This window comes from Leucobacter luti, from assembly GCF_019464495.1.
In the GTDB taxonomy this organism is placed as follows: Bacteria; Actinomycetota; Actinomycetes; order Actinomycetales; family Microbacteriaceae; genus Leucobacter; species Leucobacter luti_A.
The window spans coordinates 2,596,280-2,621,171 of the sequence record NZ_CP080492.1 but is presented as its reverse complement, the minus strand read 5'-3'; the positions used below and the strand labels follow the sequence as shown (position 1 = coordinate 2,621,171).

The 24,892-nt window shown below is 65.2% G+C and carries 24 protein-coding genes and 1 tRNA gene; 8 read left to right on the top strand and 17 right to left on the bottom strand.

Going from position 1 to position 24,892, the window contains the following annotated elements; translation table 11 throughout:
• Positions 1–82: 82 nt before the first annotated feature.
• Entirely contained in the window at positions 83–523 is a 441-nt protein-coding gene (msrB, locus tag K1X41_RS11715; RefSeq protein ID WP_133615509.1) for a peptide-methionine (R)-S-oxide reductase MsrB, read from the top strand.
• Positions 520–1,083 (top strand): nitroreductase family protein, encoded by a 564-nt coding sequence (locus K1X41_RS11710; protein WP_220174687.1) that lies wholly within the window; start codon positions 520–522, stop codon positions 1,081–1,083. The genes msrB and K1X41_RS11710 overlap by 4 nt, the downstream gene beginning before the upstream one ends.
• Here K1X41_RS11710 and K1X41_RS11705 read toward each other — a convergent pair.
• The 4 genes from K1X41_RS11705 to secA form a co-directional block, all read right to left on the bottom strand.
• Positions 1,070–2,032, bottom strand: coding sequence for a DMT family transporter (locus K1X41_RS11705; RefSeq protein WP_133615507.1), 963 nt, complete (start codon positions 2,030–2,032; stop codon positions 1,070–1,072). The genes K1X41_RS11710 and K1X41_RS11705 overlap by 14 nt on opposite strands.
• A gap of 188 nt (positions 2,033–2,220) precedes the next feature.
• Positions 2,221–2,296, bottom strand: a tRNA-Thr gene (locus K1X41_RS11700).
• 34 nt (positions 2,297–2,330) lie between these two features.
• Positions 2,331–3,287 carry a DsbA family protein gene (locus K1X41_RS11695; RefSeq protein ID WP_132201654.1) on the bottom strand — a complete coding sequence of 319 codons (957 nt, stop codon included), beginning with the start codon at positions 3,285–3,287 and terminating at the stop codon, positions 2,331–2,333.
• Positions 3,288–3,346: 59 nt separating this feature from the next.
• Positions 3,347–6,094, bottom strand: a complete 2,748-nt coding sequence (gene secA, locus K1X41_RS11690) for a preprotein translocase subunit SecA (protein ID WP_132201652.1) — start codon at positions 6,092–6,094, stop codon at positions 3,347–3,349.
• Between the two features lie 157 nt (positions 6,095–6,251).
• On the opposite strand from secA, the gene K1X41_RS11685 reads away from it, so the two are divergent.
• The 3 genes from K1X41_RS11685 to K1X41_RS11675 all read left to right on the top strand — a co-directional run bounded on the left by K1X41_RS11685 (position 6,252) and on the right by K1X41_RS11675 (position 9,074).
• On the top strand, positions 6,252–6,692 hold the full coding sequence (locus tag K1X41_RS11685) for a Fur family transcriptional regulator (protein WP_243735959.1): 441 nt from the start codon (positions 6,252–6,254) through the stop codon (positions 6,690–6,692).
• A 53-nt stretch (positions 6,693–6,745) separates the two neighbouring features.
• The gene (locus K1X41_RS11680) at positions 6,746–8,206 is read left to right on the top strand and encodes a catalase (RefSeq protein WP_132201650.1); all 1,461 of its coding nucleotides are present in this window, start codon (positions 6,746–6,748) and stop codon (positions 8,204–8,206) included.
• 85 nt (positions 8,207–8,291) lie between these two features.
• Positions 8,292–9,074 (top strand): polyprenol monophosphomannose synthase, encoded by a 783-nt coding sequence (locus tag K1X41_RS11675; protein WP_220174686.1) that lies wholly within the window; start codon positions 8,292–8,294, stop codon positions 9,072–9,074.
• Positions 9,075–9,141: 67 nt separating this feature from the next.
• On the opposite strand, the gene hpf is transcribed toward K1X41_RS11675, so the two are convergent.
• From hpf to mtrA, 5 genes are all read right to left on the bottom strand, one after another.
• Positions 9,142–9,771: a ribosome hibernation-promoting factor, HPF/YfiA family gene (gene hpf, locus K1X41_RS11670; protein ID WP_220174685.1), complete on the bottom strand. Its 630-nt coding sequence runs from the start codon at positions 9,769–9,771 to the stop codon at positions 9,142–9,144.
• 110 nt (positions 9,772–9,881) lie between these two features.
• Positions 9,882–10,019: a phosphoribosyltransferase family protein gene (locus K1X41_RS15795; protein WP_258566529.1), complete on the bottom strand. Its 138-nt coding sequence runs from the start codon at positions 10,017–10,019 to the stop codon at positions 9,882–9,884.
• Positions 10,020–10,850: 831 nt separating this feature from the next.
• Positions 10,851–12,536, bottom strand: a complete 1,686-nt coding sequence (locus K1X41_RS11660) for an LpqB family beta-propeller domain-containing protein (protein WP_132201642.1) — start codon at positions 12,534–12,536, stop codon at positions 10,851–10,853.
• Positions 12,533–14,218, bottom strand: a complete 1,686-nt coding sequence (mtrB, locus tag K1X41_RS11655) for an MtrAB system histidine kinase MtrB (RefSeq protein ID WP_220174683.1) — start codon at positions 14,216–14,218, stop codon at positions 12,533–12,535. Before mtrB ends, K1X41_RS11660 begins: the two co-directional genes overlap by 4 nt.
• A gap of 9 nt (positions 14,219–14,227) precedes the next feature.
• A complete protein-coding gene (gene mtrA / locus K1X41_RS11650; protein WP_132201638.1) occupies positions 14,228–14,911 on the bottom strand; it encodes an MtrAB system response regulator MtrA in 684 nt (227 codons plus the stop codon).
• Positions 14,912–15,027: 116 nt separating this feature from the next.
• Between mtrA and K1X41_RS11645 the strand changes: the two genes are divergently transcribed.
• A complete protein-coding gene (locus K1X41_RS11645) occupies positions 15,028–15,687 on the top strand; it encodes an MIP/aquaporin family protein (protein ID WP_220174682.1) in 660 nt (219 codons plus the stop codon).
• Positions 15,688–15,725: 38 nt separating this feature from the next.
• Here the strand turns inward: K1X41_RS11645 and K1X41_RS11640 are convergent, their stop codons facing one another.
• The 7 genes from K1X41_RS11640 to truB all read right to left on the bottom strand — a co-directional run bounded on the left by K1X41_RS11640 (position 15,726) and on the right by truB (position 22,885).
• The gene (locus K1X41_RS11640) at positions 15,726–16,157 is read right to left on the bottom strand and encodes a hypothetical protein (RefSeq protein WP_165875539.1); all 432 of its coding nucleotides are present in this window, start codon (positions 16,155–16,157) and stop codon (positions 15,726–15,728) included.
• A gap of 109 nt (positions 16,158–16,266) precedes the next feature.
• Positions 16,267–17,664, bottom strand: coding sequence for a DUF5719 family protein (locus tag K1X41_RS11635; RefSeq protein WP_133615502.1), 1,398 nt, complete (start codon positions 17,662–17,664; stop codon positions 16,267–16,269).
• Positions 17,661–17,885 carry a hypothetical protein gene (locus K1X41_RS11630; RefSeq protein ID WP_220174681.1) on the bottom strand — a complete coding sequence of 75 codons (225 nt, stop codon included), beginning with the start codon at positions 17,883–17,885 and terminating at the stop codon, positions 17,661–17,663. Before K1X41_RS11630 ends, K1X41_RS11635 begins: the two co-directional genes overlap by 4 nt.
• Entirely contained in the window at positions 17,882–20,935 is a 3,054-nt protein-coding gene (locus tag K1X41_RS11625) for a glycosyltransferase family 2 protein (protein WP_220174680.1), read from the bottom strand. The genes K1X41_RS11630 and K1X41_RS11625 overlap by 4 nt, the downstream gene beginning before the upstream one ends.
• A gap of 70 nt (positions 20,936–21,005) precedes the next feature.
• Positions 21,006–21,257, bottom strand: a complete 252-nt coding sequence (locus K1X41_RS11620) for a WhiB family transcriptional regulator (RefSeq protein WP_165875599.1) — start codon at positions 21,255–21,257, stop codon at positions 21,006–21,008.
• 285 nt (positions 21,258–21,542) lie between these two features.
• The gene (locus K1X41_RS11615) at positions 21,543–21,899 is read right to left on the bottom strand and encodes a hypothetical protein (protein ID WP_132201630.1); all 357 of its coding nucleotides are present in this window, start codon (positions 21,897–21,899) and stop codon (positions 21,543–21,545) included.
• Positions 21,896–22,885 (bottom strand): tRNA pseudouridine(55) synthase TruB, encoded by a 990-nt coding sequence (truB, locus tag K1X41_RS11610; protein ID WP_220174679.1) that lies wholly within the window; start codon positions 22,883–22,885, stop codon positions 21,896–21,898. The genes K1X41_RS11615 and truB overlap by 4 nt, the downstream gene beginning before the upstream one ends.
• Positions 22,886–22,963: 78 nt before the next feature.
• Between truB and K1X41_RS11605 the strand changes: the two genes are divergently transcribed.
• A complete protein-coding gene (locus K1X41_RS11605; protein ID WP_258566527.1) occupies positions 22,964–23,464 on the top strand; it encodes a DUF2871 domain-containing protein in 501 nt (166 codons plus the stop codon).
• Positions 23,465–23,474: 10 nt separating this feature from the next.
• Positions 23,475–24,374 carry an HhH-GPD family protein gene (locus tag K1X41_RS11600; protein WP_133615499.1) on the top strand — a complete coding sequence of 300 codons (900 nt, stop codon included), beginning with the start codon at positions 23,475–23,477 and terminating at the stop codon, positions 24,372–24,374.
• A gap of 46 nt (positions 24,375–24,420) precedes the next feature.
• Here the strand turns inward: K1X41_RS11600 and rbfA are convergent, their stop codons facing one another.
• Entirely contained in the window at positions 24,421–24,867 is a 447-nt protein-coding gene (rbfA, locus tag K1X41_RS11595; protein WP_132201626.1) for a 30S ribosome-binding factor RbfA, read from the bottom strand.
• Positions 24,868–24,892: the final 25 nt, after the last annotated feature.

The window sequence follows — 24,892 nt, the reverse complement described above, 5'->3', positions numbered from 1 at the left end:
CGTCCCATCAGTGTGGAAGCGTCGTAGACTGAAGAGTAAGTAGGCCAGCGGGCCTATAGTACATGCCCGGGGAGGCGCAACAGTGAGTAAGCCCAGCGATTCACCCGAGTACCCAGTTCAGCTCACCGAAAGCGAATGGCGAGAGCGTCTTGGTGCCGAGGAATACGCAATTTTGCGCGAAGCCGCCACCGAGCGCGCGGGCACCGGCGAGCTCCTCAACGAGGAGCGCGACGGCCTCTACCGCTGCCGCGCCTGCGGCAATGAGCTCTTTATCGCCGGCACCAAATTCGATTCCGGCTGCGGCTGGCCCAGCTTCTACGAGAGTGTTCGCCCCGGCGCGGTCGAGCTGATCGAAGACCACAGCCTGGGCATGACGCGCACTGAAGTGCGCTGTGCCGACTGCGGCTCGCATCTCGGGCACGTGTTCCCAGACGGGTTCGGCACTCCGACCGGGGATCGCTACTGCATGAACTCGCTCGCCCTCAGCTTCGAACCGGGCGCGCAGCCCGAGCGGGACGCATGAACGAACACCCAGAGAGGACCGCCCCGGCGCTGGCGGCGCTGCGGGATCGGCGATCACACTCAAAGGTGACTGACGAGGCTCCGAACCACGCCGAGCTCGCGGAACTGCTCAGCGTGATGTCGAGCATCGCCGATCACTCCGGGCTGCGCCCCTGGCGCATCATCGAGCTGCGCGGCGACGCCCGGCTCCGGCTCGGCGAGGGGCTCGCCGCAGCTGCCGGCGAGAAACGTGAGAAGTACCGCTCAAAGGCGACGCGCGCGCCCCTCGTCCTCGCAATCGTCGTGTCGCCTCGACTCAACCACAAGGTGCCCGTATGGGAGCAAGAGGCTGTGGCGAGCGGGGTCGCCCATGCGCTCGGGCTCCTCCTGCACGAGGCCGGCTGGGGTGTGATCTGGCGCACCGGACCACTCACCCGTTCGGAACCCGTGCACGCAGCGCATGAGCTCGGTGCGAACGAGTACCTGCTGGGGTGGCTCTACGTCGGCGGGATTCCGGATCGAGATCGGAAACACAAGCCTCGCTCGCCCCTCGACCCCGCCCGGCACCTCAGCGCCCTGTAGTGCCCCCACTCGCGCGACCCCGCCAGGGAAGCGCAGCGATCGCCACGGCGAGCAGGGCGACCGCCGTACCCGCGATCATGCCCTGGGTGAGGCCACCCGCGAGCGGCACGCCAGCCTCAAACGCCACGGCCGCAATGAGCTGACCGGCGACATTCGACATGCTGAGCAACAGCACGCCGGCCGTGCGCACGAGCATTGCTGCGACCGCGATGAAGATCGTGCCAACGAAGCCGCCAATATAGTAGAACGGCGCCGATGGCCACGTCTGCGGCCAGCCCGAAACCGCCACGGATACGCACGCGATCAGCACCAGAATCGTAGTGCCGACGACGAAGTTGATGAACGTGGAAGTGATCGCGCTGTGCGATGCTGCACGCACGAGGCCGTTCACCATCGACTGTCCAGAAACACAGACGCCAACGAGCACGGGGAACACCACAAGCCACAGCACTTTCGGGTCCCCAGCCCCCATGCCGACTGACAGCGCGACCGCAATGACCGCAAGCGCTGTCCCGACAATTCGCGGGGGCGTTGGATCAATCCGACCGCCTGGCCCGAGCCCGACACGATCCAGCACGAGGCCGCCGAGCACCTGGCCAGCGACAATCCCGACCGTAAAGAGCGCAAGGCCTGTCAGCGGAGCCACCAGTCCCTGACTCAGCACGAAAAACGCACCACCGGCTCCGCCAAATAGAGTCCAGTACGGGAGACGTCCGGCCCGCAGCTCAGTCTTCAACCGGGTGAAGCCCACTCGTCCGGCACGCGAAAGCAGCATGACGAGACTCATGATCACGAGTCCGATGCTGAACGAGACTGCGGCGGTGACGTATCCATTGCCGAGTTCTTGGCTCAGGCCGCCATTGATGCGGGACTGCAGCGCGACCAGGACACCGGCAAGGCCGGAACCGACGAGCGCGGCCCATACGGGGAAAGATCCTGTGCGACTCACCCACTCACCCTACCCGCCCGCGCGAGATGCGCTGGACGCGCGTGTGGTGCTGCAGAGCGAGATCCGGCTGCAGAGCGCCAGGACGGCGCGAAGTCTCCTCAGTACCGCCGCAGCCTGCGCTGAACGGAGCAGGGCCAGAGGAGAAACAGGAAACGCCCCCACCGAAGTGGGGGCGTGTACCTGTGATGTGGAGCCGCCTATCGGACTCGAACCGATCACCTGCGCTTTACAAGGGCGCTGCTCTACCAGATGAGCTAAGGCGGCACAGGGGCGGCCGCGCGGGACCGCCCCCAGTATTCTACTCAGACTTTTCGGCGTCTGCATCCTTGCTTGGCTGTTCGAACTCGCCCTTCACCTTGAGGAGGTACGATTCGAGGTCTCCGTCGCGCGTCTGGTTCCACTGCTGGCCGTTGACGATCACGGTCGGCGTGGAGACGAGACGCTGCGGCTCGCCGGCAGGCTGCGGGGTCGCGCCGTCCGAGCTCAGCAACTGCGCGCCCTTTGCGAGGCCGAGCACGCCGTTCTCACTGGCGGACTTGTAGTTCGAGGAGATGAAGTTGCCAAAGCGCACATCCTTCACGCACTGACGCAGTTCGGTGGTCAACTCAACTCCCACGGCCTTGGCCTGGTCGAGGAGCTGATCATCCGTGAGCCCTGTGGTGCCCTCGGACGGCTGCACCTCGGCGCTCAGCAAGCTGTTGTGAAGCGCAAATGCCTTGTCGGGCTGCTCCTCCACGACGCACGAGAACAGGTTGGCTGCACGGGTGGAGTACTTCGCTCCGAGCGAGGCGCTGTCGAGGAAGTTCAGCGGGTACACCTCGAGTTCAATGTCTCCGGCGCCCACGTAGTTCTCGAGCATCGTGCCGTACTGCTGCTCAAATGCGCCACAGGCGGGGCACATGTAGTCGACGTACACGGTGACGTCGAGCGGCAGTTCTTCGCGGTTGACTTCGCGCGCCTTGCGCTCAGCACCCGACGCGAGGGCCGTGCTCGGAACGACTTTCAAATCCTTCGTGAAGACGACACCACCCGAGGCCATGTTTTCCGGGCCGGGGCCCGCAGGCTTCATGGTCTGCGTCAGCACGAGGGCGACGATCCCGAGGATCGCGAGCACGCCAATGACGATGCCGCCCTGCAGGAACATGCGGTTCCGCTTTTCCCGCTTCTTCTCCTGCTCGCGCGCCTGACGAGCCTGCTCGCGCGCCTGGCTGCGGCGCTCATTCTTCGTCGGGCGGCTGTTGCTCTCGCTTGCCATAGGTCTATCTCCCAGTCGGTCCGCAGTTGCGGATCACGGTTCGGTGTGGGCGGAACGCCCTACTTCTTCTTGTTTGCCCGGCGCTCTGCGCGGTTGTTCGCATCGCCGGCAGGCACCTGCTGGCCAAATGCACCACGCTCGGCCGGCTGAGCTGCAGCCTTCCGTGCGGCAGCCTTGGCTGCTGGATCCGGAGCACCGGATACGGCCGGGGCACCGTCCTCGTCGGGGGCGCTGTAGGAAAGCTTGGTCTGGTCGGGCGACTGCTGCTCATCGAGCCCGCCACCTTCCAGGTGCACGTGGCCCTCGTGTCCCGGCTCCTCACGGACCTTGACTTCGAGGTTGTAGAGCAGCCCCATGGACTCTTCCTTGATCTGCCCCATCATGCCCTCAAACATGGTGTATCCCTCGCGCTGGTACTCAACGAGCGGATCGCGCTGCGCCATCGCGCGCAGGCCGATGCCCTCCTTGAGGTATTCCATCTCGTACAGATGATCGCGCCAGCGTCGGTCGATCGTGGCGAGCACGACGCGGCGCTCAAGCTCGCGCATCGCTTCGCTTCCCAGAGCCTTCTCGCGGTTCTCATACGCCACGACCGCGTCGGAGAGGATCTCGCGGCGGAGGAAGTCCTTGTCGACGCGGCTGCTGCCGGCCTCGGCGAGGAGTTCATCCACGGTGATGCCGACCGGGTAGACCTGGCGAAGATCACTCCAGAGCGCGTCGAAGTCCCACTCGCCATCGCGGCCGTGTGAGTCGAGGATTGCGTCGATCGTCTGCTCGCGGAAGGCCTCAATGCGGGGTTCGATCTCTTCCCCGTCAAGGATCTGCTGGCGGTCGCCGTAGATCGCCTTGCGCTGGCGGTCGAGGACGTCATCGTACTTGAGGACGTTCTTCCGGATCTCAGCGTTGCGCTGCTCAACCTGGCTCTGTGCGCTCTGGATGGCGCGTGAGACCACCTTCGACTCGATCGCAAGATCGTCGGGGAATCCGTCGCGGTTCATGAGCGCTGCTGCAGCGCCCGAGTTGAACAGGCGCATGAGATCATCCGCGAGCGACAGGTAGAACCGGCTCTCGCCTGGATCTCCCTGACGACCGGAACGGCCTCGGAGCTGGTTGTCGATACGGCGCGACTCGTGGCGTTCGGTGCCGAGCACGTAGAGGCCACCGACAGCGATGACCTTGTCTGCCTCGCCAGATACCGTCTCTTTCACGGCGGCGAATACGTCGTCCCAGGCCGCTTCGTAGGCGTCCGGATCTTCATCGGTGGAGAGGCCGCGCGCGGCCATCTCCTGCACCGCGAGGAACTCGGCGTTGCCACCGAGCATGATGTCAGTACCGCGACCGGCCATGTTGGTGGCGACGGTTACGGCGCCCAGCCGACCGGCCTGTGCGATGATTGCCGCCTCGCGCGCGTGGTTCTTCGCGTTCAGCACTTCGTGGCGCACACCAGCTTTGGCGAGCAGACGCGAAAGGTACTCGCTCTTCTCGACGCTGGTGGTACCGACGAGGACGGGCTGGCCCTTCTCGTAGCGCTCAGCGATATCGCTGACCACCTGCGCGAACTTCGCTTCCTCATTTTTGTAGACGAGGTCTGGCTGGTCCTTGCGCTGCATCGATTTGTTCGTCGGGATCGGCACGACTCCGAGCTTGTAGGTCGACATAAACTCGCCGGCCTCGGTCTCAGCCGTACCCGTCATACCGGAGAGCTTCTCGTAGAGACGGAAGTAGTTCTGCAGGGTGACCGTCGCGAGCATCTGGTTCTCGGCTTTGACCTGCACACCTTCCTTCGCCTCAATGGCCTGGTGCATTCCCTCGTTGTAGCGCCGACCGGCGAGGATACGCCCGGTGTGCTCATCGACGATCAGCACCTCGCCGTTGAGCACGACGTAATCCTTGTCGCGCGTGAACAGGGCGTTGGCTTTAATCGAGTTGTTCAGGAACGAAATCAGTGGGGTGTTCACCGACTCGTAGAGGTTCGTGATGCCGAGGTGGTCTTCGACCTTTTCAATACCGGGCTCAAGCACACCAACGGTGCGCTTCTTCTCGTCGACCTCGTAGTCGACCCCCGGCGTGAGCTTGCGGGCGATGCGCGCAAACTCTGAGAACCATCGGTTCGCTTCTCCGGAGGCTGGGCCGGAGATGATCAGTGGCGTACGGGCCTCATCGATCAGGATCGAGTCGACCTCATCGATGACCGCGAAGAAATGCTCGCGCTGCACGCGTTCTTCTGCGCTGGACGCCATGTTGTCGCGCAGGTAGTCGAAGCCGAATTCGTTGTTCGTACCGTATGTGATGTCTGCGTTGTACTGCTCGCGACGCAGGGGCGGATCCTGGCCCGCAACAATGCATCCGGTCGTCATGCCGAGTGCGCGGAACACGCGGCCCATGAGATCCGACTGGTAGCTCGCGAGGTAATCGTTGACCGTGACGATGTGCACGCCCTTGCCCGCGAGCGCGTTGAGGTACGCGGGCATCGTGGCGACGAGGGTCTTGCCCTCGCCAGTCTTCATTTCGGAGATGTTGCCGAGGTGAAGGTTGGCTCCGCCCATGACCTGCACATCGAACGGACGCAGCCCAATGGTGCGCTTCGCTGCCTCGCGCACCGCAGCGAAGGCCTCGGGAAGCAGATCATCAAGGGTCTCGCCCTTGTCCAGGCGACTGCGGAACTCCTCGGTCTCGCCGCGCAGCTCCTCGTCGCTGAGTTCTGCGAAGGAATCTTCGAGGTCGGCGACGAGTTTCGCCTGACGCTCGAGTTTCTTCAGGGTGCGGCCTTCGCCGACGCGAAGGAGCTTTTCGAGAACTGTCGCCACGTTGTCTCTCCAGTAGGTCTACACGGAAGCCCGCCCGCCAGGGCACAACTCCCGCCGTTGCCAAATTGTGACAACGCCTCAGCTTAGCAATGCGCAGAGACGCGCTGCTGAGAATGCCGTTTTTTTGAATTACTCAAAACAACGATACGCTTGAAACGTGACTCCCCGCCAGCCCATCCCCGCAACGACGGCGCGCCTCAGTGCCGCCGGACTGCGCTCGACCGCCACGCGTCGCGCTGCGCTCGACTTGCTCGCTGAGGGTGGGCACCTTGAGGTAAGCGAGGTCTACGAACGCCTCCTGACCGAACTCCCCGGCACCTCTCTCCAAGCGGTGTACGGCGTACTCGGCGCTCTCACCGATGCCGGCTTGGCGCGCAGAATTGCACACGACGGTGGACCCGCCCGATACGAGGCCCGCGTGGGCGATAACCACCACCACCTCGTCTGCCGCGAGTGCGGTCGCATGGAGGACGTTGCGTGCGTCGTTGGCGCGGCTCCCTGCCTGATCCCAGAGAACACCCACGGCTTCACCATTGACGCGGCTGACGTGACGTTTATTGGCCTGTGCCAAGACTGTGCGGAGCACGCCCCGGTGTGATCCGGCCCCAATCTTTCATGTACCCACCCCCGACCCCAGCAGTGAGAGGCATAATGACCGACAAGAAGCCCACAACCACCCAGACCGGCACTCCGGTAGCCAGCGACGAGCACTCGCTCACCGTAGGCGCCGACGGCGTCACCGCGCTGCACGACCGCTACCTGGTTGAGAAACTTGCGTCGTTCAACCGCGAGCGTGTGCCCGAGCGCAACCCGCACGCGAAGGGCGGCGGCGCATTTGGCGAGTTCGTCGTCACCGAGGATGTGTCCCAGTACACCCGCGCTGCCGTGTTCCAGCCGGGCGCGAAGAGTGAGACTCTGATCCGGTTCTCCTCGGTAGCCGGCGAGCAGGGCTCCCCTGACACCTGGCGCGATGTGCGAGGCTTCTCGCTGCGTTTCTACACCTCTGAGGGCAACCTCGACATCGTCGGCAACAACACACCGACGTTCTTTATCCGCGATGGCATCAAGTTCCCCGATTTCATCCACTCGCAGAAGCGACTCGGTGATTCCGGGCTCCGCGATGCGGACATGCAGTGGGATTTCTGGACGCTCTCTCCCGAGTCCGCTCACCAGGTCACCTACCTCATGGGCGACCGCGGACTCTCGAAGAGCTGGCGCCACCTCAACGGCTACGGCTCGCACACCTACCAGTGGATCAACGCTGAAGGCGAGCGCTTCTGGGTGAAGTACCACTTCATCTCCCACCAGGGCGTGGAGCTCCTCGAGGCCGATGAGGCTGAAAAGCTCGCCGGTTCTGACGCCGACTACTACCGTCGGGATCTCTTCAACGCGATCGACACGGGTGACTTCCCGTCCTGGGACGTCTACGTGCAGGTCATGCCGTACGAAGAGGCAAAGACGTACCGTTTCAACCCGTTTGACCTCACGAAGACCTGGGCAAAGGCGGATTACCCCCGCATCAAGGTCGGCACGTTCACGCTGAACCGGAACCCGCAGAACTTCTTCGCTGAGATCGAGCAGGCAGCATTTTCACCCGCGAACCAGGTGCCCGGCACCGGGATCTCGCCGGACAAGATGTTGATGGCTCGGGTATTCTCCTATGCTGACGCGCACCGCTACCGCATTGGCACGAACTTCAACCAGCTCCCCGTGAACCAGCCGCACGCGGCCGAGGTGAACAACTACATGCACGAGGGCAACATGCAGTACCGGTTCAACGGACCGGATCACCGCACGTACACCCCGAACTCATACGGCGCAGCAGGCGGCCCGCAGGCCGACCCGCTGCTCGGGGTCGAGGCAAGCTGGGAGAACGACGGCGAACTCGTGCGCGCTGCGGCTACGCTGCGCTCGGACGATGACGATTTCGGTCAGCCAGGAACGCTGTACCGCGAGGTCTTCTCCGCCGAATCGAAGGAGCGCTTCCATGCGGTCCTCGGGGGCCAGGCGAAGTCGATCACGGTACCCGAGATCCGTGAGCGATTCTTCCAGTACTGGACGAACGTCGACGCGAACCTCGGTCAGATTCTGCGCAACAACTTCGCTGCGTAAGTTCCGCTGAGCACCGGGAGGCCGCCCACTCTGGGCGGCCTCCCGTTCTGCATGATCCGTGCACAGTTTCTGCCAGGATGGGAGCATGGTGCCTCAGGATCACACCCTCGCGCGTAGCGGTCTCCTCGTCCTGCTCCCCACCTACAATGAGCGTTCCACACTGCCAGCCACAGTGTCCGGGATCCTGCACGCTATCCCCACCGCGCACGTGCTCATCATCGATGATGGCAGCCCAGACGGAACCGGTCAGATCGCTGACGAACTCGCGAGCGATGCGCGCGTCGAAGCCCACCACCGCAGTGGGAAACAGGGCCTCGGCACCGCGTATGCGTGGGGCTTTCAGGAGGCCGTGGACCGCGGCTACCGCTTCGCCGTCGCAATGGACTCCGACGGCTCGCACCAGGTGAGCGAGCTCCCGGCACTGATCGCCGCAGCCGAAGCCGGTGCCGGGCTCGTGATTGGAACCCGCTGGATTCCCGGCGGCACGATTGTGAACTGGCCGTGGTATCGGCGCTGGATTTCACGCACCGGAACCGCCGTCGCACGGATCGCGCTGCGCTCACAGCTCAGAGACCTCACGAGCGGTTTTCGGGTGCTCGATACGCGCTGGATCAGCAGGCTCGACCTTGCAGCTCTCGATTCGGAGGGATACGCGTTTCAGGTCGAAACCGCGTGGACGCTTGAACGTCTCGGCTGTCCGATCGCGGAAGTGCCCATTTCGTTCATTGAGCGCGTCGAGGGACGCTCGAAAATGTCCGTTGGCATCGTGTGGGAAGCGCTGTGCGGCGTGCTGCGGTGGGGGTGGCGGTTGCGCTTTTCTGCAGCACCCCTCGCCATCACTGACACACAGCGCGGCGGCGGCGCCTAGAGTTCAGACGCCGCCGCCGCGGTGTGCATGTGCGCTCGGTCAGGTACCGCGACCGATGCCGTGAGCGTTACGCCTCTGCGAGCGTAATCACGCCGTAGTTCCAGCCTTTGCGCCGGTACACGACACTGGGACGACCGGACCCGGTCTCCACGAAGAGGAAGAAATCGTGCCCCACAAGCTCCATCTGGTCGACAGCGTCTTCGACTGACAGCCGCTCAGCTGGGAACTCCTTACTGCGGATCACCACCGGTGTGTACTGCTCCTCGGAATCGCCGCTCGTGACGGGGATGTTTCCGGTAGCAACGGATTCGAGCACCTCAAGCGGCGCAGGGGTCACGTCGATAGTGCCAAAATCGTTCGCCGCGGCATCACCGAGGGACACGCGACCCTTTCCGCGACGGTCGTGCTGCCGATCCTTCATGCGCCTGATGCGCTCCAGGATCCGGCCGTACGCCATATCGAATGCCGTGTATTTGTCGCCACCCGCCGATTCTGCGCGAATCACTGGCCCGGGGCCAATAAGCGTAATCTCCACCTGGTCACCGTTCTGCGGGCTCCGGTCGCTCTGGCGCGACACTCTCACTTCGAACGACTGTGCCCTGGGCAACAACCCTGAAACCTTTTCGGTCTTCGCCTCGACATACTGCTCGAAACGATCGGTAATACCGACATTCTTGCCGCGGATGTTCACGTCCATGGTGACCTCCCAGGGGACTCAGGCGGGTGGACCAGTGCGGCGCACCTATACGCCTTTCTCGAACTCTACTCCACCAGGCGACGCCGTTTCCAGTCCCCCGCTGGGAGCCGTCACAGAGCTGTCGGCTCGGGCGCAACTGCGACGCACAACACCGCGATGGCGACCACTCGTCCACCAGCGCGCTCGATTGCATCTCGTGCAGCGAGGAGCGTAGCGCCCGTAGTGAGCACGTCATCGACGAGCACCACGGTTCTCCCACGCAGTGCGGATCTCGCCCGGGAGCGAACCGCAACCAGCCGCGCATTCCGTGCGCGTTCCCGCGGCCCCAGCCCCACTTGTCCTCGGCGCCCACGCAGCGTGCGAAGCGCCCGAATGAGCGGTAGGCGCACCGCTGGCTCACCCCGCCGCCCGCGGAGCGCGGCGGTCACCAGCAGTTCGACGTGCCGATATCCGCGCTCCCGAGCCTTCGCCGGGCGCGACGGTGCCGGCACGATGAGGGGCCCGGCCCTGGCTGCTCCTGGACCCACGCGCCCGGGTGTCTGAGCGCCCGCACGCGTGTCTCCACTCGCGCCGATAGCGCAGCTCAGGGCGGCAATGAGTGCCGGGCGCAGCTGTCCACCCAGCACACCGCCGAACCGAACCATGCCGCTGTGTTTGAACGCGATCAGGAGCCCACGTGTGGGGCCAGCATAGACTGCCCGCGCGAAGCACGGCAGCCCGAAACTGGGCTGAATGAGCACTGCTGGCGCACTCAGCTCACGCACGCAGCTCGCGCAGCAATCCCGGTCTGGCGCACCGCACCCACTGCAGGAGGTAGGCCACAAGAGTGCAAGCAGATCGAGCCACAGTTCCTGAAGCCCGGTACGAAGTGTCATGCTCCGAGCTTGACTCACGGAGAGCACGGGGATGGCCGCCGTGCGGGCGATGTGCAGAACTTCCACTCGAACCGCGCCTCTTCGACACGGTGAGCGAAGCGCGAAGGTAGCGCCCCGCCCGCACTCGGAGATCACTCGGAGCTCACTCGGAGCGCATACGCACCATCGCCGGCGCGGAATCAGAGCGCGACAAACTGCACACCGCTACCCGCGTTTGCCGAGCAGCTCGATATTTTCAGCGGTGCGCTGCCAGCCCGAATTCTGCGGGGCATACAGATCCCCTTCTGCTCCCAGGACGCGGAGGTAGCTGCGGCCGCCGCCACCGCTGAGCTGGGAACCGCCAGGCACTGAAGCCTGCTCCTCACCAAAGATCCCGATCCCGCCGTTCGTGACCTTGCCCGCGGCGCCAACGCGGGTCAGCGCGGCAAAGCGGAGCTGTCCCATCCAGTCCAGGTCAATCGGCTTCCCGGACGCCCACAGTTTCGCGTCCGCCTCCGATACCGTGCGCGCTGGTACACCTGAGTCTTCTCGGATGACGCCCGAGACCAGCACCTGAGACTCGTCTCCATCTGCGACGAGTGCAGCGACCCTGCTGCCATCGGGTGACAGGCGGAGCGCGGTCAGCTGGCGCCCAGCGAGCCACGGTGCGGCCACCTGGGTCACGCTGCCGTCCTGCGCAAAGGCCAGCAGCACTTCCGGGGCGTTTCGTGACGCCGTCCACACGTACCCGAGCGGGTCGTAGCTCGGAGCAACGAGTCCGGCGCGCGCATCCAGCACGACAGTCCCGTCTGGGGAGACTCGGCTGACTCCGGCTGGGCTCAGCACTGCGGCTGCACTCTCATTGGGGGACAGTGCAATCGCGATGGGGTCGAGCTCGTGAATCGACTCCCCAAAACCGGGCAATTCAGTGAACTCGCCCGCAGCGAGGGTGCCGAACACTGAGTCGATCATGACGGGCGGACTGCTGGGGAGCGCGACGAGGTGCGGTGCGTCCTCGGAGTCCTCTGGGGTTGGGCGCAGCTGAGTTCCCTCAACGTACAGATCAAACCCAGTAACCTCAGTGACGCTCTGCAAACTGTTCTTCAGCTGTTGCCGGATCGCGGCCATGGCCTGCGGCCCAGCCTCTAAGACGTTGCCCGTCAAGTCGATCCGCGCCTTTCCATCGACGATGGGCACGGAGTTGGACACGAGGGCGGTGCCAGTCGGGAATCCGCTGCGCAGCACCTCACGCATGCGCTCCCCCGGCCCCTCAAGCAGGTCGCCGACAATCTCGGTGACGAGCGCAGTACGCGATAGGTACCAGCGCGTCTCGGGCACCAGCACATTGTTGGCGCCCAAGAAGTAGAGCTGGTGCGGCGACCAGATCGTCGAGAACGTATTTGCATCTAGGATGATCCCGCTCGGCGCGGAAGCAATCCGCCATTCCTCGCCGACGCGCTCGAACTCAAAGCGCATGTCAGTACTCGGACCGGGGCCGACCGGCAGCATGTCACCCGTTGCGTCGACCTTCGCGGTGGCAGCAAGCGAGAGCACTCCGGCAGATTCGCCGTCCTCGCGATAGGGTCGACTCCCCTCGTCGATGAGCACACCGTAGTAGGGATCCCACTGGTCTGCGTAGCCCGGGCTCAGGAATTCACGTGCGGTCGCGTAGTCATCCACTGCGGAGGTGGCGGCGATGACAAACCCGCGCACCATTTCTTCTTGGCTCGCGCCGACAATTGGTCCGGGCGGCTTGTACTGGAAGCGCTGCTCGTCCTGCTTCAGGGCTTTGAGCCCGAGTTCGACGGGGCCGGAGCTCGGGATCGCGGTGCACCCGGCAAGCGCCAGCGCTGCTCCGGCGGCGAGCGCGAGTGCGCTCACGAGCCTGCGGCGAATGCGTGTGCGCTTCATCGTCGCTTGTCCTTCCTGATTCGCCTGCCGGGCCTGCGCAGCCACCCGCCGGTCGCCTGCGGATCACCGTCTTCCGTTTCTACACCCTCTGGCACGAGCGGGAGCGGGGAAACGAAGCTGGTGACGTGCTCGCCGCGCGGCAGGGTGAGCCGGAAATTTGAGCCGATACCGGTGCGAGACCAGGCTTCCAGGATACCGCCGTGCACTGCCGCGTCCTCCTGCGCGATGGCGAGGCCCAGGCCGGTCCCCCCGAGCGTCCGCTTCCGCGACGGATCGGCCCGCCAGAAGCGATCGAACACGTGCTCCAAATCCGCTGTGGCCATCCCAACTCCGCTGTCGCGCACTGATATCGCCACAGCGGCAGCATTCGAATCAATCGTGACCTGGATGGGTCCGCCCTCACCGTGCTCGATCGCGTTCCCGACGAGGTTCGAAACGATCCGCCTGATTCTCCGCGGATCCACTTCAATTGGTGCATACCCGCCGAGCGCACGCACCTCAATCTCACTGGGAGAAAGTGGCCGCAGCCCATCGACCACTTCTTCTGCGAGCCCCACCAGGTGCGTCTGCTCGGTCTCGAGGGTGACGCGACCGGCATCGTAGCGAGAGATCTCAAGCAGGTCTCCGAGCAAGAGTTCGAAACGTTCCACCTGCGTGCCGAGCACTTCGACCGCACGCTGCTGGCCCGGAGGAAGACCACCAGCGGTGCCCTGGAGCACTTCACTCGCGAGCCGAATCGTGGTCAACGGAGTACGGAGCTCGTGCGAGACATCAGAGACGAAGCGCTGCTGCATCTCGGAGAGAGTGTCGAGTTCCTGGATCCTGGCCTGCAGAGTATCGGCCATATCGTTGAAACCTTCGGAGAGCACGTCGAAGTGCTCGTCATTCTGCTGCGGCATCCGCGCGTCGCTCTCCCCTGCAGCGAGGCGTCGACTCGCCGCAGCCGCTGCGCGGAGCGGCCGGAACACGATCCGCGACATGATCCAGACCAGGATTCCGATGAACGCCATCATCGCGGCAGCCGTGATCAGCAGCGTGCGTTGCACAAAGCTCAGCGTCGCCTGCGTATCGGCGAGGTTGTAGCCAATGAACAGATCGTAGGTGCCGGCCCCTGCAGGAAACTCAAGTGTCGAAGCGACGAGGATACCGGGTGCGGTGGTGCCGTCGTCCGCAGTAAACCCGACCGCTTGCCAGTGCTGAGGCGCACTCGCAGAGGCCACTGCCTCAGTCAGCTCGGGACTCACCGCGTCGAGCAGCATGTCGGCCGTTGTCGTCGCGGGCGGAGCATCTGCGGCCGGCGCCTGCCCGGGCTCGCGACGCAGGTACACCAGCTGACTTGACGACGTATCCTGCACCGTGCGGCGCACGAGCGGGACGAGGTTCGGTTGCGCACCCTCGTACGCGTCGATCAGGCGCTGTGCGGCGATCGTGGCGCGCGCTGAATCCTGCAGTGCAGCGTCTTTGCGTGAAGTGTAGAGATCGCTCCCAATGCTCGTGAGGATGAACACACCCGCGATGAGCACCATGAAGCCGGTCACGATGCCAGTAATCGTCATCGTGCGCACCATGAGCGATCGGCGCCAGCGCGCACGGAACGGCCCGAGCACCGGTTCAGACCAGCGCGTCCACCGGAGCCGCAATCGACGCAGCGCAATCGCGAAGCGCGAACGGCGTGAGGACATGGGCCCTGCCTATTCGATGGGGGTGCCGGCGCGATACCCCACACCGCGAACGGTCGTCACGATGGTGGGGTGATCCGGATCCTGCTCAATCTTGGCGCGCAGCCGCTGCACGTGCACGTTCACGAGCCGCGTGTCAGCTTTGTACTGGTACCCCCACACCTTCTCCAGAAGGACCTCTCGGGTGAATACCTGCTGCGGCTTGCGCGCGAGGATCACGAGCAGATCGAACTCCAGCGGAGTGAGCGGAATCGCCAGCGTTCCGCGGCGCACCTCGTGTGCGGCGACGTCGATCGCGAGATCCCCGATGCGCAGCGTTTCGGTCGCTTCCTGCTGTGGTTCCCTCAGCCGCGCACGAATACGCGCAATGAGCTCGACGGGGTTGAACGGCTTCACCACGTAGTCGTCGGCGCCTGCTTCGAGCCCGCGCACGACGTCGCGAGTATCCGTCCGCGCCGTCAGCATGATGATCGGCGTCCCTGATTCTGCACGAATCTTCTCCGCGACTTCGATCCCATCGAGACCCGGCAGCATCACGTCGAGGAGCACGAGATCGGGCCGAGTCTCACGGAACTTCTCGACCGCTTCGTTTCCGTCGAACGCAAACTCCGTCTCGAAGTTCTCACCCTGCAGCACCATGCCCAGCATCTCGGCAAGCGCCCTGTCGTCGTCTACTACCAAGATGCGCGCACTCATGGTCCCATTATGACCGGCTCAGCGGAATTATGCGTGAACGGACCAGTCCGCGCGTCTATTTGCAATAATGAGAACCACCTGAGGACAGTCCCGGGTTCCCAAGGAAGTGAGCTGATATGACCGGCACTGCCCGAAACGTTGCGGCTGAAGCACTCGCAACGTTTCTCTTTGTCTTTTCCATCGTCGCCGCAGTCAACAACGCAGGAGATCTCGCGCCGCTCGCGATCGGCTTCATGCTGATGGCGCTCATCTTTGCCACAGGACACATCTCCGGCGGACACCTCAACCCCGCGGTGTCGCTCGCGGCGTTCCTGCGCGGGGTCATCGGTTTCGGTGAGTTCCTGTGCTACGCGATCGGACAAATCATCGGCGGCATCCTCGCCGCGCTGCTCGCGGGCACCATCTGGAGTGCTCCCGAAGGCGGGGCGCTGCAGATCGAAGCTGGGCCGGCGTTCCTCGTCGAAGCACTCGTCACGTTCATTCTCGTGTACGTGATCCTCAACGTGGCCACGTCGCGCGACCACCCGAATAACTCGTTCTACGGCCTCGCGATCGGTAGCACGATTGTGGCGGGCGTTGCTCTTGGCGGCCCCGTCTCGGGCGGCGGATTCAACCCAGCAGTCTCGCTCAGCCTCGCCCTGGGCGGGTACTTCGACTGGTCAAACATGTGGCTGTACGTGCTCGCACCGCTCGTCGGATCAGCGCTCGCAGCGCTCGCATTCCGCTTCTTGAATATTGATGACGTCATCAAGAAAGAGAAGAAGGCGGCAGCTTAGCGGGCTCCGAGTGCGGGCTCCGGGAGTGCTGTCGCCGCTTAGAAATGGTCGAAACGACCCGGCAGCACTTCCCATGGCTCGCGCCCGAGATACTCGCACACCGCGAGGTGCACGCAGTGTTCGACGTAGTAGCGCCGGTGCTCGTCATCCTCAACATGGAGGCCGCGCGCCCGCTGGATCGGCACACGAAACAGCATGATCGTCTTTGCCTCACGATCGATCGAATACAGCAGTGGGTTATTCCCGTCGCCGGTCCCGGTTGGGGCGGTCTGGAACCCGATCTGCACCGACCGGAGTTCCTCAGGGAAATGCGCCTGCAGCAGCTCGACAGCACCCCGGGCAAACGCCTCAAACTTGCGCACTCGGGAATCCGGGTTGGGCAGGCCATGGCCTGTCACGGACGAGCGGTTGGGGCGTCGACCGTGCCTGCGGGCCACCGCGCGGCGGGACTCGTGCTCTCGACCGGACATGCCCCCAGTCTACGCGGGAGCAGCTGTGCGAAACGCACGAGATCAGGGCGTCACCAGGTGATGACCCGGTCGGCGTCGTTTCGCTCAGCTGGCCCGCGGTGCGCGAGAACTATCGGGTGTAGACCGTGAGTTCGCCATCTCGGGGATCCGGCGCGAGCACCGGGTATCCGGCGATATCGCCGCCCTGCACGTAGCGCACTCCGGCGAACAGGGGCTCGGTGCTCGTGATCACGGCATCCGCTGGCGCTTTGACGGTGATCGCAGCACCAGCGGGGACGGTCGCCTTGCTCGGCTTCCCCTTCCCGCTTGCTGCGACAAGCTGCACGTCCGCATCGGTCTCGCCCGAGTTCGCGAGCACGAGTGTCCCACCCGACACCACCGGGGCCGCGACAGGCGTGTCAGCCCCCATCTGGGGCGCTGGTGTAAACCAGTCATAGTCGTGTTCTTTGCCCTCGGTCGCAGAGCCGAGCGCCGCGGCAATGATTGGCGCATCAGACTCGATGACCATCGCGTTCGCGCCAGCCGGCCACACGGGAATCCGCAGCTCGCCAATCGCGTTCGGTTCGAGGGTCAGGGATCCGAGATCCGTGCTGACGCCCTTGCCGTCGATCGCGCGCGCACGGACTTCCGGCGTTTCGCCTCCGGGCGCGAGCACGCGGAGCTGTACGGGGAAGTCATCGCCCTCCCCCACGTCCGACGGGCCGTGCTCATGGTCGCTCACGTTTGCAAGCCCCGGAATCACCAGCTCGGTCTGCGGTGCTGTCTGGCGCGTCACCGAGGAAACTGCGAACGGCGTAATCCCGGTGCTCTGACCAACACCCAGACTCGCCGTTACTGGCGCGCCTGTGCTCACCACGCGCACCGCGAGGCGTTCACGATCGGGAGCGTATCCGTTGAGTGACACGGTTTGCTCCGTGCCGGCGGCAACAAGCACGCCAGCCGTCTGCAGGGCGTCGACCGCGCCGTTCTCATCGAACACGGCGAGCTCTACCGTGGCCGGCACTGCACCAGGGTTGCCGAGGCTCAGCGTCGTCGATATCCCGAGTGAGCTGCCGCCGCCGATGAGCCACTGCTCGTTCAGCGGTTCGGCGCAGGCGCTCGCGGTTACGCCCCGCAGCCCCTCGGCTACCACCGCTTGCACCTGAGCAGCGGCAAGCGGCTCATCGTTGGGTGCCGCGAGCACGGTTGGCAGGCCTTCGCCGCCCTCCGACCGCGTCAAGCTTGTCGTGCCACTCGCGTCGCCCGCGACCGTGACCGCTGGAGCGCCGAGCGGGATCGCGGTGCCCGGGCGAGCGGAGTCAGCTCCGAGCACCCCAAAGGCACCAGCACACACAAGCGTGCGACTCGTGTTCTGTGTTGTGTCGACCACGATCGCTTCGGGCGCACGCGTGACGCTTGGAAGTGTCACGCTGCTGAGGAGCACGACTGCGGTCGCGGAGGCGGCCACGATCAGCAGTCCGGTGACCGCACGCGCGCTGCCGCGCAGGATTCGGGAACGTTCGTTCATCGGGAGACTCCGTCCGTCTGGTCGGATTCCGCTTCGGGGCCCGCAGACTCTGTCGGCTGGGTCGACTGGGTCGGCTCGGTCGGCTGGGCCGGCTCGGCAGCTGGAGTGGGGTCGACCACTGGGTCGGGAGCCGGATCGGGAACGATCACGGGGTCAACACTCGACGCAGCATCTGGGTCGACGACCGGCTCGACGACGGCCTCCGAATCGGGAGCAATCACCGGATCGGCGGTGTTCGCGTCAATGGCTTCGCCCCCGGGGACTGCTCAGCCGCGGGCGCATCGCTTTCGGTCGCGTCAGTGCCTGGCACAGCCACGAGCGGAGCGTCAGGCTCAGCTCCCGCTGCGGCGTCCTCTGAGTCGGTCGCAGGAGTTCCCGGCACTGAGGCCGCGGCTCCCGATGCCGCAGCTCCCGATGCCGCGGCTCCCGATGCCGCAGCCGCAGCCGCAGCACGCTCGGCGGCCTTCGCTGAGGTGCGCCGCTTCCAGCGCGACGGCTTCCGACGGCGCTCCGGTCGGTACGTGACCTCTCCAGTTGGCAGGGCCAGGAGCAGCACGCCCAGCAGCACAACCAGTTGAATCACCCAAATAGTCTGGCCGCTCAGTGACGTGCCACCGACGAGCTCGCTCGCATCGCCAGGAGCATCCGATTCAGCGTCGGGTTCAACCACGCGCCACAGCAACCCCTGCTCGGTCTGGCCTGCGCTCACGAGGGAGTCGTGCTGGTCGAACAGCCGCTGCAGCTCGGCGCGCTCGCTATCGCTGCCTGACTGCGGCAGAAGCACGAAGCCAATCCCAGCCTCACGGAGCTCAGCGCTCAGATCGGGACCGCCAACACTCGCGAGACCGCCGGTAAGCTCTGCGATCGACTCGTCCGCCGAGGTAATCTCGGGCGTGCGATCAGCGCTGCGGATCTGATCGAGTCGCAGTCCGCTTCCAGTCACAATCTGCGCGCGCACGGCGTGCGCAGCCTCAGCCGTCACCACGAGTGTGCGGATTCCTGGCTGAGTCTCGCCAGCGGCCTGAACGAGAGCTGGCATCTGGGTGCTCGCCGGGCCGAAGGGCACGCGGCCGAGGAACAGCTGGGTGCTCACCGGGAGCACCGCAACGATCGCGCCGAGCAGTGCCACCGCGACGATTGGCGTTGCCGCGCGCCGCAGCGTGCCGGCTCCGACGGCCCCGAGGCTGAGCACCGCGAGCCAGTAGACCGCGAGTCCCGATCCCGTCCAGAGGGCGACGCTCTCGTTTCCGACGACGATGAGCTGCAACTGCGCGGCAGCGATCGCCGTGAGCATGCCGAGCCCACCGAGGAGCGAGCTGAGCAGCGTGACCGCGACACGTCCGGTGAAAAGTCCGAGCACTGCCAGCAGGGCGATCGGGAGCATCAGCACACCGATGAGCAGCGTCGTTGGCGGGCCACCGAGTCCGGCCCCCGCAAGAATGTTGCCCCAGCCTTCGAGCCCAAACTCCGGGAAACCGAGGAGCAGGTGCCACGTGGTGCCCGGGGTGAACGTGCTCACCAGGCCGGGATCAAGCAGAATGTCGAGCGGCCGGCCAGCGATCAGGCTCGTCACGATCTTCGGGGCGAACAGCACGAGCGGCACAAGAGCCGTCGTCAACACCCGCGCCGCGCCGCGCAGCGTGGTGAACAAGCCCACAATGAAGATGATGATCGCCGCAGGGAGCAGGATCGGGGCGGCTGCGAGGGCGGCGCCGGCGAGCAATGAGGCCGTTCCGGCCCAGCTCCACGATTCGCGACAGCGCGTCGCTGCGAGCAACAACCAGGGCAGCACAATCGTGAGCACGAGCGTCGGCAGGCGCCCGGCATCGAGTGAGCCAAGCAGCACGGGGCTCAGCGCGAAGCCGAGCGCGGTGAGGGCGCGGCCAGCCTTTGATTCAGTGAGCTGCGCGGCCCAGATCCACGCGCCGAGCGCGGTGAGTGGAATCGCCGCGATGAGCAGCAGCACGATCGCGTGCGATGGGTTCCAGAACGTGACCGAGCCGAGAAGTGCGAGCACCCAGGCAAAGGGATCAGCCGGCACGCCATCGAGTGCGCGGGTGTTCCACCACAGCTGGCCGAGATTGCTGAGCGGAGCGAGTCCGCCTCCGGTGATGTTCGTGCGCGGGAGCGCCCACCAGGTGAGCGCGATCGTCGCAACGATGGCGGCGGCGAGCACCGCGAGGCCTCCGGAAGAGATGAAGTGCAACTCGCGCCGCTGCAATCCGGTCGACGCGAGTATTGCCTCGCGGTCGATCATCCGCGCGGTACGCACACTCTTGGGGTCGATCCTGAGTTGTCGGAGCGCAGACCACCCAGCGGTGTTGTGCGCCCGAATCCGTCGCCGGGACGCGATGATCGCGTGCGGGCGGAAGAAGACACTCATGGCCGAAACGAACTCCCCGACCATGTGGCCGGGCTGCTCTCGGATCAGCGCCCACAGCACCCGGAACAGTGCCAGGAGCGGGAGCCCGAGCCAGGCCAGGAAGGCAAACGGTGCAGGCGCGTATGCCAGCCTGCGGTGCAAGTGGGCCGTGCGTGCCTGTCGGTGCGCAGAACGCAGCACCGAGCGGCGGCGATCAATCTTGGGGCCGGCGACACCGCTCTGGGCGAAGCGAACACGGGACGCTGGGGCCACTTCGACGCGGTGCCCGGAGAGCCGTGCGCGGACGCAGAAGTCCAGACCATCGTCGTAGACGGGGAGTGCGGGGTCGAATCCACCCAGCTCGTCCCAGATATCGCGGCGCACGAGCATGCCAACCGGGCCAACACCCAGGACGTCTTGCATGTGGTCGTACTGCTGTTGGTCTAGCTCCTGGCGTCGCAGCGTCCAGCGCGCTCCGTACCTGGTGAGGCTCTGCCCGAGCTCAATGATGTGTTCCGGACGATCCCAGTCGACGAGTTTCGGGCCGGCAACGACGACGGACGGCGCGCGCTGCACGGCGCTCACGATGTGCTCGAGTGCGGCTGGCTCCGGACATGCGTCCTCACTGAGCAGCCAGATCCAGTCGCTCGTGTCGGGTTCCGCCCCTGGGGTCCCCGCGGCTTGCACTCCCTGCGCCACTGCCTGGCCAAACGGAACACGGGTGCCCAGGCCAATGACCCGCTCCGCACCGCTCGCCATCAGCTGCTCGCTGACCCGCTCAGAACCACCGTTATTCACCGCGATAATGGCCGTGGGCGCGAGGGATTGAGCCGTGATCCCGGCTATGGTCTGGTCGAGCCACTCGCCGCCCTGCTGGGCGACCAAGATGACTGTTACTCTGCTGCGCATATCGGGCTCAGTCTAGGCGTGTCTGGCGCGTGAACCCGGGAACCCGGCCGCGTGGCCTGGCATCCGTGGGCTACATCGCCTCGCGTCGGAGGCGGCGGCGCTCTCGCTCGGAGAGCCCACCCCAGATGCCAAAGCGCTCGTCATTCTCAAGCGCGTAGTCCAGGCACTCGGAGCGGACTTCACAGGTGTCACAGATCCGCTTGGCCTCGCGTGTCGATCCACCCTTTTCAGGGAAGAACGCCTCAGGGTCCGTCTGCGCGCACAGCGCATCCGTTTGCCAGGCAAGTGCCTCGTCGTCCTCACGGATACCGGGAGTGCCCAGGAAGACCGGATCGACGAACCAGTTACCGGGGACCGGAGTGTGCGGCAATTCGCTCAACTGACGCTCCTTTCCTCACATGCTCCGCGTGTCGCACCAGCGGTACGACAACAATGCATTAATTACACCGTTGTGATTCGCTCAAGTCAAGCCAGAAAGTGTAAACCCTCAAGGAGCACTTGAGGTTCGGTGACACGCCTTCGTGTCGCAGATGTGCTCCGAACGTCTCCGCGCGGCGCTCTGCGACCCCTCCACGCGAGGAGGTATGCGACACGTTCGAACGGAGCCCTACCCCCAAATCACGAGCATGCGATAGGTCATGACCGCGACTGACACATGGATCACCGCGAGCACCAGGTTCGCCCACTTCGTGCGGTCGATCAGTGCCCAGAATCCCGCACCGACCGGCAGCGCAAACGCAACGATCAGGTACATCCAGAATTCGAGCGGATCTCCCATTGCTGGGTTTCCGCTGAACGGCGCGGCGATCGAGATGATAATTTGCACGAGCAGCATCAGGGCAATGACGAGCGTGGCACCCATCGTGAAGTCGTTGGGACCGCGCTTACGCAGTGCCTCTCCGAGACACAGCAGTGCACCGATCACTCCGACCACCATCGTCGCGATCCCGTATCCAAGGATCATGCGCCGGCCTCCGCAGACGCTGCAGGGCGTGTCCCTGCACCACCCGGGTCCGGTGTCGGAAAGTTCGTCACGACTCGTGTGCGGCCGCCGGAGACCTCGACAAGGCCGACGAGCGCGCCGTCAGGAGCCGTGGCGGCAACCAGTTTCGTGTTCGGCAGCTCGGGCACTGCCAATCGCTTCCCGTGCCCCAGATCGATGGTCTGCGCATCGGTGAGCCGCAGCTCGGGGAACAGCGCGAGGGCGACGGCGGCCGGTTCCAGCAGTTGCACTCGCTCCCCAGAGAGCAATTGCTCGATCGTGCCGGCGTCCGCAACAGAGAACGGGCCCACCTCAGTGCGCCGGAGCGCAGTGAGATGTCCACCGAGACCGAGTGCAGCTCCCAGATCCCGTGCAAGCGCGCGAATATAGGTGCCGGTCGAGCAACGCACTGTTGCGTCGATGTCAATCACCGGGGCACCGTCTTCAGCCGTCGCGGCACGCGGCGCGCCAATCTCGAAGGCGTGAATCTTCACGGGACGACGCTTCAGCTCGACGGTCTCCCCCGCCCGTACCCGATCATAGGCCCGCTGTCCGTCGACTTTGATGGCGCTCACCGCGCTCGGAGCCTGCTCGATGGCTCCTGTGAGCTCACGCACCGCGGCCGCGATCCGCGCGGTGTCGGCGAGCACGTCCCTGACGTCCGCAGGATCCGCAACTGCGATCCGGTCTCCCTCGCGATCATCAGTGACCGTCGCGATCCCCAACCGGATGGTAGTGAGATACGTCTTGTCGAGGCCCACCAAGTGGGTGAGGAGCCGCGTTGCCGGGCCTGCGCCGAGCACGAGTAAGCCGGTGGCCATGGGGTCAAGGGTGCCAGCGTGGCCCACCTTGCGGGTTCCGAGCGCCCGACGCGACTTCGCGACGGCGTCGTGGCTGGTCCAGCCCTCAGATTTATCGAGCAGCAAGATTCCGCCGTGTGCCGGCAGCGAGACCGTAGAATTCGTCACGCGTCAAGCTTAGGGTGTGCGCCGCAAATCATCATTTCGGGTGATGCCGCGGCTCACGCTCCCCGTGAGGATGGAGGCGTGAAGAAACCACTGAATCATCTCCTCGTTTCCGCGTTCGTCTACGGTGGGCTCGGCGTCCTCTCCGGACTCTTCTACCGGGAGTTCACCAAACTCAACGACTTCCCTGAGGGCGCCTTTACCCAGCTCGGGCTTGCACACACCCATTTGCTCTCCCTCGGGTTCTTCCCATTTCTGATCCTGCTGGGCCTCGAGCGGCTCTTCCGCCTCTCCGAGTCCCAGAAGCGCTGGGGCTGGTTCCTCGGCCTCTACCACGCCGGCGTGATTCTGACCTCGGCGATGCTCATCATCCATGGCAGCATGACGGTGCTCGGAATCGAGTCCTCAGCGATGATCTCGGGCATTGCCGGCCTGGGCCATATCGTTATCACCGCCGCGATCATCGTGCTGTTCTTCGTGCTGCGGAGCGCAGTGCGGCGAGTCGAGCAGCCCGCTGCCGCACCCGGTTCGGTGCCGCACGCGGGGCCTGCGAACACGCAGGGGGCAGCTGCGGCGCTCTAGACTGGAATCGATGGACACCACTGGGATCGCACACGCGCTCATCGACTGGTTTGGCCGCTCGGCACGGAAGCTTCCGTGGCGCGCCCCTGAGACCAGTGCGTGGGCGATCCTAGTCTCCGAATTCATGCTGCAGCAGACGCAGGTGGAGCGGGTACTCCCCCGCTGGACCGCCTGGCTCGAGCGGTGGCCCCAGCCATCCGCACTGGCCGCCGATCCGCCTGGCGAGGCGGTGCGAGCCTGGGATCGCCTGGGGTACCCGCGCCGGGCACTCTGGCTGCACCGTGCGGCAGTAGAGATCGCTGAACAGCACAGTGACCAGGTGCCCTCGGATGTCAACCAACTCCTCGCCCTCACCGGCGTCGGCCCATACACCGCACGCGCTGTGGCAACGTTTGCCTTTGGTGAGCGACATCCGGTGGTCGATACGAACACGCGCAGGGTCATCGCGCGAGTCGTGCACGGCCGCGCAGCGGCGGGGATGCCAGCGGCACGAGACCTTGACGATATGGCACAGCTCCTCCCAGAGGAACCTGCCGCGGCCGCGGTATTCAATGCCGCGGCAATGGAACTCGGCGCCATTGTGTGCACCGCGCGGGCTCCGCGCTGCGACGAGTGCCCGCTCGCTGCGTGGTGTGAATGGCGCGGCACCGGCTACCCCGATAACGCGCCAGAGAAGCGCCCGAAACAGGCGAAATTCGAGGGCAGCGATCGACAAGCGCGCGGGCGCGTCCTGGCGCTGCTGCGGTCAGCACACGGCGCGGTGACGCGCGCGGAGGCGGCCGCGGCTGCGCGCGCTGGGATGAGCCCAGCGGCGCTCGCCGCGAATCCCGGCCAGGCCGAACGCGCGGTCGAGTCGCTGCTGCGGGACACGCTGGTGATCGCAGAGGGCGAGCGCCTGCGGCTGCCGTAGCCGTAGGGGTGGCCGTAGCCGTGCGTGAATCGCCCTGCGCTACGAGCTAGCGCTCGGTCGCGTCGTCACCGTCTTCATCGCGGGGCTTTGTATACGGATCAGCCTCGCCCGCGAACGATGCGTTGGCCGCGAGCGCAGCAGACTCCTCGTCGCGGCGCTTCGCCTCCGCGAGCAACTCGCTCAGGTGCTGGGCGCTCTCGGGCAGCTCATCGTGAATGAACTCCAGCGTCGGGGTGAGCCGTGTGCCCAGCTGCTTGCCCACCTCGGTGCGCAGCATTCCGGTCGCGGCCTTCAGCGCAGCCGCTGTGTCCGTCTGCTCCTGCTCATCACCGAAGACCGTGTAGAACACGCTCGCTTGCTGGAGATCGCCGGTGACGCGCACATCAGTGATCGTCACAAAACCGAGGCGCGGATCCCGCAGCCCCTTTTCCAGGCGCCGCGCGATGATCTGCTGGATCCGCTCGGCTACCTTTCCCGCACGTGGATTACTCATATCTCTAGCCTACCGCCGTGTAGGC

Coding starts and splice junctions, on each gene's coding strand:
- K1X41_RS11710 (WP_220174687.1), top strand. CDS start 520: ATGAACGAACACCCAGAGAGGACCGCCCCGGCGCTGGCGGCGCTGCGG.
- K1X41_RS11695 (WP_132201654.1), bottom strand. CDS start 3,287: ATGGCAAGCGAGAGCAACAGCCGCCCGACGAAGAATGAGCGCCGCAGC.
- K1X41_RS11680 (WP_132201650.1), top strand. CDS start 6,746: ATGACCGACAAGAAGCCCACAACCACCCAGACCGGCACTCCGGTAGCC.
- K1X41_RS11675 (WP_220174686.1), top strand. CDS start 8,292: ATGGTGCCTCAGGATCACACCCTCGCGCGTAGCGGTCTCCTCGTCCTG.
- hpf (WP_220174685.1), bottom strand. CDS start 9,771: ATGGACGTGAACATCCGCGGCAAGAATGTCGGTATTACCGATCGTTTC.
- K1X41_RS11660 (WP_132201642.1), bottom strand. CDS start 12,536: ATGAAGCGCACACGCATTCGCCGCAGGCTCGTGAGCGCACTCGCGCTC.
- mtrB (WP_220174683.1), bottom strand. CDS start 14,218: ATGTCCTCACGCCGTTCGCGCTTCGCGATTGCGCTGCGTCGATTGCGG.
- mtrA (WP_132201638.1), bottom strand. CDS start 14,911: ATGAGTGCGCGCATCTTGGTAGTAGACGACGACAGGGCGCTTGCCGAG.
- K1X41_RS11645 (WP_220174682.1), top strand. CDS start 15,028: ATGACCGGCACTGCCCGAAACGTTGCGGCTGAAGCACTCGCAACGTTT.
- K1X41_RS11640 (WP_165875539.1), bottom strand. CDS start 16,157: ATGTCCGGTCGAGAGCACGAGTCCCGCCGCGCGGTGGCCCGCAGGCAC.
- K1X41_RS11635 (WP_133615502.1), bottom strand. CDS start 17,664: ATGAACGAACGTTCCCGAATCCTGCGCGGCAGCGCGCGTGCGGTCACC.
- K1X41_RS11625 (WP_220174680.1), bottom strand. CDS start 20,935: ATGCGCAGCAGAGTAACAGTCATCTTGGTCGCCCAGCAGGGCGGCGAG.
- K1X41_RS11615 (WP_132201630.1), bottom strand. CDS start 21,899: ATGATCCTTGGATACGGGATCGCGACGATGGTGGTCGGAGTGATCGGT.
- K1X41_RS11600 (WP_133615499.1), top strand. CDS start 23,475: ATGGACACCACTGGGATCGCACACGCGCTCATCGACTGGTTTGGCCGC.
- rbfA (WP_132201626.1), bottom strand. CDS start 24,867: ATGAGTAATCCACGTGCGGGAAAGGTAGCCGAGCGGATCCAGCAGATC.